The 5,561-nt window shown below is 42.1% G+C and carries 4 protein-coding genes; 3 read left to right on the forward strand and 1 reads right to left on the reverse strand.

Annotated features, from left to right (window positions below; translation table 11 throughout):
- Window positions 1-35 precede the first annotated feature (35 nt).
- Window positions 36-1,562, reverse strand: a complete 1,527-nt coding sequence (locus F8N00_RS15820; RefSeq protein ID WP_041255198.1) for an N-acetylmuramoyl-L-alanine amidase — start codon at window positions 1,560-1,562, stop codon at window positions 36-38.
- 301 nt (window positions 1,563-1,863) lie between these two features.
- Between F8N00_RS15820 and F8N00_RS15825 the strand changes: the two genes are divergently transcribed.
- From F8N00_RS15825 to F8N00_RS15835, 3 genes are all read left to right on the forward strand, one after another.
- A complete protein-coding gene (locus tag F8N00_RS15825; protein ID WP_023469307.1) occupies window positions 1,864-2,265 on the forward strand; it encodes a hypothetical protein in 402 nt (133 codons plus the stop codon).
- A 212-nt stretch (window positions 2,266-2,477) separates the two neighbouring features.
- The gene (gene secA2, locus F8N00_RS15830) at window positions 2,478-4,853 is read left to right on the forward strand and encodes an accessory Sec system translocase SecA2 (protein WP_410756196.1); all 2,376 of its coding nucleotides are present in this window, start codon (window positions 2,478-2,480) and stop codon (window positions 4,851-4,853) included.
- Window positions 4,846-5,561, forward strand: a 716-nt coding sequence (locus tag F8N00_RS15835; RefSeq protein ID WP_421018548.1) for an SLAP domain-containing protein, incomplete at its 3' end; no start/stop codon positions are given. The genes secA2 and F8N00_RS15835, both read left to right, overlap by 8 nt.

Genomic DNA, 5,561 nt, shown 5'->3' on the forward strand with positions numbered 1-5,561 from the left:
TCAGCCGTATGATTCGGCTGAGCGTTATTTTTTGGTTAGAGGGAAGAAAGAATCGCGTTTGCTACTGCATCAGCATAGCGTTGCTGATAAGAAGGAGAAACGAGTTTCGCCCGGTCATTAGCATTGGATAGGAAACCAAGTTCCGTTAATGTAGCGGGTGCATTCGTACCGCGAAGAACAGCGAGGTTCCCGAATTTAATACCACGATCACGTAATCCAATCGAGTTAACAAGATTGTTTTGGAGATTTCGTGATAGAGCAACAGATGCATTACCTCTGTAATAGAAGTTTTCAGCGCCATAAGCACTTGTTGAAGATGCAGCATTAATATGGATACTGACGAAGATGTTTGTCTTATGGGCGTTCGAGATGACGCTACGATCTGTTAACGAAGGATAGTAATCATTCGTATAACGTGTCAACTTCACATCGACTGTTTTAGATAGGCGCTCGGCTACGAGTTTAGCGACTGACATGACGATATCACGTTCATAAATACCGTATCGTGCGGCACCAACATCATGTCCACCATGCCCAGGATCTAAGACGACGAGTGGACGAGCAGACATAGAAGGCTGGAAGAGCGAGAGATACGTCGCTTCGACATATCCATAACGTCCATCAGATGTTTTGACAGCGACGAATCCTTTTGTCTTATGTAAAGCATTCGTTACCGTAACAACGGAACCACGTGGCAGTGTACCGATAGAAGGGCTGATCGAACTTGCACCAGACCGTAATGTCAATGAATCATTAAAAGGAACGAGAACATACATCGTCGTACCTGAATAATCAGCTGCAGATCCGACAGGTGGTAAAGAAGCAGAAGAAGATGTCGTTTTCTTCAAGTAACTTCCTGAGACATAGCCTTTTTTACTACCGTAAGACACTTGGTACCAGTTATCCTTCCGATACGAAGAGGTAACGATCTTTCCTTTAGGAATCGTTAATAGTTTAGCTGAGGTAGCAGAATTCGATGTACGTAAATTCAATGCGTCCAACGTAATGTAGTTCGTTTTCGCGAATGTCGTACCGGTAGCACTTGCTGTGACGACCGCTTTCTTTTTCAAGTAAGAACCAGCAACATAACCGGTTTTTGATTTGTAAGATACTTTATACCAGCTTCCCTTCTTGTAAGAAGAGGAAAGTGTTGTTCCTTTAGGAATCGTCAATAATTTAGTCGAAGCAGCAGAATCAGACTTACGAAGGCTCAACGAATCCGTCGTCGTGTAGTTCGTCTTCGTAAAGGATGTACCGACAGTACTAGCTTTAACGGCCGCTTTCTTCTTCAAGTAACTTCCTGAGACATAACCCGTCTTAGAACTGTAAGATACTTTGTACCAGTTTCCTGTTTTATACGAAGAAACGACTGATTTTCCTTTAGGGATCGTCAACAATTTTTTAGAGGAAGTAGTAGCAGAAGCGCGAAGATTCAGTGCATCTGTTGTTTGATAAGTAGCTTTCGTGATAGAAGCAGCAGATGCCTCGGGTGTTGGGGCGGCTACCGTGAAAAGTACGGCCGAAGCAATACTTGCGATCAAGACGGAAGTTTTAGTAGGCATAGTGTGCTCTCCTTTTAAATTTAGTATTGTAAAACAGGATATAAAAATGACAAAATGAAGAAAGATTTAAAATTATATATTAAAAACAATAATTTTATGTTCTAGATTCGCTCCTTTCTGTTAAGATAAAAATGGAAATCAGCAACAGATAAAAAATTGCCAATATTACAAAAAAATTAAAATAACATAGAAATCATATAACAAAAAGGTAAATAAATGGTAATATTATTTCAAAAAACATACAATTGAAACATAATTGAAATATTATTGTGTCATCAATACAAGAAAGAAGGTAAAAAGTATGGATCCGAATGAACATATTTACAGAGAGCTGATGGAAATCGAAGAAGAATATCGCCGTCTTCAACGAAGAGCAGAGTACTTAGTAGCTGAATTAAGTCGAACGAATCAAGATCATGCACAGGAAGTTTCTGTTGCACTAGAGCGTCCATTGAAACAACGAAGAGTGAATCAGCGATATCCACTGGAAGTTTACGTACACCAAATCAGTGATTTGATGCGCGAACGCGAGTCGATGTCAGCACGAGATATTCAGATGGAACTCGAACTTCGTTATCGTCACCAAATCAGTAACATTTATCAGCTCATGGCAAAAGTTGAACAGGCAAACCCGGCGATTCAAAAAGTGGGTCGTGGAATCTATACATATGATTCATCGGCAGAAGTTCCGATTTTTATGTAGTTTTTTCAAAAAACGTCGTTTCTTTTTTAAAGAAAGGCGTTTTTTTTGTTGAATGAATTCCAAAATAAAGATTTATTTTTAAAATAAGTAAATGATTTTCTTAAAAATGGTTTTTATCTCTTCTGTTCCATTTTTTAACTGATATAATGGATACGTAGATGAAAAAATTGTCGGACCTGACGTCACGTGGACGTGGGGAGAGGAGAAAAACAGTGCTTCAACTCGTAAAAAATACATTCAACGAACAGTCTAAGCGACTGAAGAACTATATGAAAATCGTAAAAGAAATCAATGCGTTAGAAAGTCGTTATCAAGCGATGACGGATGATGAATTAAAAAATCAAACAATCCACCTAAAGGAACGCATCGAAGCCGGTGAGACGATTGATCAACTAAAGACGGAGGCATTTGCTCTTGTCCGAGAGGCAAGTGTTCGTACGTTAGGCATGCGTCATTACGATGTTCAATTGATTGGTGGTCTTGCGTTACTAGACGGTCATATCGCAGAAATGGCGACGGGGGAAGGAAAAACATTAGTCGCGTCGTTACCGAGTTTTACAAAAGCCTTAAGTGGTAAAGGGGTTCATGTCATCACCGTCAATGACTACTTGGCACGACGAGACGTGGATCAGATCGGAGAAATTCACCGTTTTCTTGGTTTAACAGTCGGACTAAATGTTCCTGATCTGTCACCTGATGAGAAACGTGCGGCCTATGGCGCAGATATTACATATGGAGTCGGTACAGAATTTGGCTTCGACTACTTGCGAGATCATCTCGTCAATCGGAAGGAAGACCGTGTACAACGAAAACATCATTTTGCCATCATCGATGAAGTCGATAGTATTTTAATCGACGAAGCAAAAACACCACTCATCATGGCAGGTAAGGGCTCGGTGCACGAAGGATTACAAACCGTCGCGAAGCTGATCGTATCAAAGTTTCCTACGGATGCATACGAATACGACGAAGAGATCAAAGCAGTTTCGCTTACGGATAAAGGAATTTCGATCATCGAAGAGAACTTCGCCATCGATAATCTCTTCGCAGCTGAGCATCAAGTACTTTATCATTACATGGTTCAAGCCTTGCGTGCTCACATCGTCATGAAACGAGACGTTGATTACATCGTAAAAGATGGGAAAATCGAGTTGGTTGATTTATTTACAGGACGCATCATGGAAGGACGAAGTTTGTCGGATGGGCTCCATCAAGCCATTGAAGCAAAAGAAGGCATTGACATTACGGAAGAAAATAAAACGACGGCCCAAGTTACGATCCAACATTATTTCCGGATGTACGAGCTTGTTTCAGGCATGACAGGTACGGCACAAACTTCACGACAAGAGCTTTTAAAGACATACGGAATGGATGTCGTACAAGTCCCGACCAATCGCCCGAAACTCCGTGAAGATTCTTCTGACATCATTTACGCAACGAAAGAGGAGAAATATGAAGCTGTGGCGCGTGCGACGAAGGAAGCACATGCAAGAAGGCAACCCGTATTGATCGGAACGACGTCCATCGAACAATCATTTGCTGTAGCTGAAGCTTTAGATACACATCAGTTACCGTATCAAATCCTGAATGCAAAGACGGTCGACCAAGAAACTGACATCATTCGTGAAGCCGGACAACACGGACGCATTACGATCGCGACGAACATGGCAGGTCGAGGAACAGATATTACGTTGGATGAGATTGCGAAAGAAGCAGGTGGGTTGTTTGTCATCGGTACCGAGCGTCATGAGTCGGTTCGGATCGATAACCAGCTAAGAGGACGTTCAGGACGTCAAGGAGATCCAGGTAAAAGTCAATTCATCGTATCACTCGAAGATGACCTCGTCCGGCGTTTTGCAAAGGATCGACTGGAGAAAGTCTTGAAAAAAGTGAAGACGAGTCAGCATGAAGCGGTTACGTTAAAAGAAGCACAAGCATTATTGAGCTATGCGCAAGAAACATGCGAGGGGACAGGTTATTCGATTCGAGAGGAACTTGTTAAACTCGATGACGTCCTTCATCAGCACCGTCTTGTCATCTATGCGATCCGGAACCAAGTACTCGATGCAGAAGACATTCAAGATATGGTACTACCAATGGTCGAGCGGACGGTCGAACGTATCGTGGATCGTTATCTATCTGCAGAACTCGTACCGGAAGAGTGGCCAAAGGAAGAGTTCCAGTTCGCGATGGACGAATTACTAAACGACGAAGTACCACTTCCAGATGATTTAGAACAGCCGGAAGAGGTCAAAGCGTATTATGTGAACATTGTTTCCGCTCGTCGTGAAAAATGGATAGAGGAACTAAAGAATCCTGCGGTAGACGAGCTGATCCGAGATCAGCTATTGGCATCGATCGAAGAGCACTGGACGGAACATTTGACGACGATGAATACGCTAAAAGAAGGCATTCATCTTCGGAGTTACGGTCAGGAACAGCCTGTTCGGATGTACGAAAAGGAAGGCTTTGAAATCTTTAACTACACGATTGCTGAAATCGAGTATCCCGTTGCCTATGTCTTACAACGATTGTCCGAATATATCATGCTAGATGAAGAAATCGAGGAGATGGAGTTAGATGTTTAATCGCAGAAAACAAATCATTTTAGAAGCAGAGACACCAGAAAATACAGGACTGTATAAGCCTCGATTGATTTTTACAGAAGATATGTTGATCGAGAAAGAAGATGAATATCTTTTCCGTTACCATGCTAATCAATTGCCAGACTTGGAGTTAAATCAACTGTCCGTCGAAGCGCTGCAAGTGGACCTATCCTCCTCGCCGATTTCAATCGTCGCGTTGTTTCGAAATACATTAGAAAATAGTTTTCATGTAGACGGTCTTCCGTTACTCGTATTAGACGAAGCCAATCGTCTGATTGGCAGAAAGGTTTTGACGACGGAAGATATTCCGGAGTTCGTACCGATGAGTAGTATGCCATGTTGGCTTGATTTTTCCGAGGAAGAACTTTTCTTAACGGAAGAAGAAAATTTCCCGGAAAAGATTAGTCTCTTATTTAGTTTAGAAGAGACGCATGATCTCGAGATTCCACCGGACTTCCTTAATGCTGAAGCGCGACGTGTACGTCAGACATTCTATTCAACCCCGACGTTGAAGAATGAAGAAGTCAATGTCATGAATGTTTGGAACGAGAAGAACGAAAATAGGATGACAGGATTGTTTTTGATTCGAAACGGATATGAACAGGCGATTCAACTCGGAACGCTTCCGTTACAACTTATGAACGGGGAACAAATCTTGCAGACATTGCAGGTAGCGTTAACGTCCCCAAT

Origin of the sequence: Exiguobacterium sp. A1_3_1, from assembly GCF_048985645.1 — a bacterium.
In the GTDB taxonomy this organism is placed as follows: domain Bacteria; phylum Bacillota; class Bacilli; order Exiguobacteriales; family Exiguobacteriaceae; genus Exiguobacterium_A; species Exiguobacterium_A indicum.

Coding starts and splice junctions, on each gene's coding strand:
- F8N00_RS15820 (WP_041255198.1), bottom strand. CDS start 1,562: ATGCCTACTAAAACTTCCGTCTTGATCGCAAGTATTGCTTCGGCCGTA.
- F8N00_RS15825 (WP_023469307.1), top strand. CDS start 1,864: ATGGATCCGAATGAACATATTTACAGAGAGCTGATGGAAATCGAAGAA.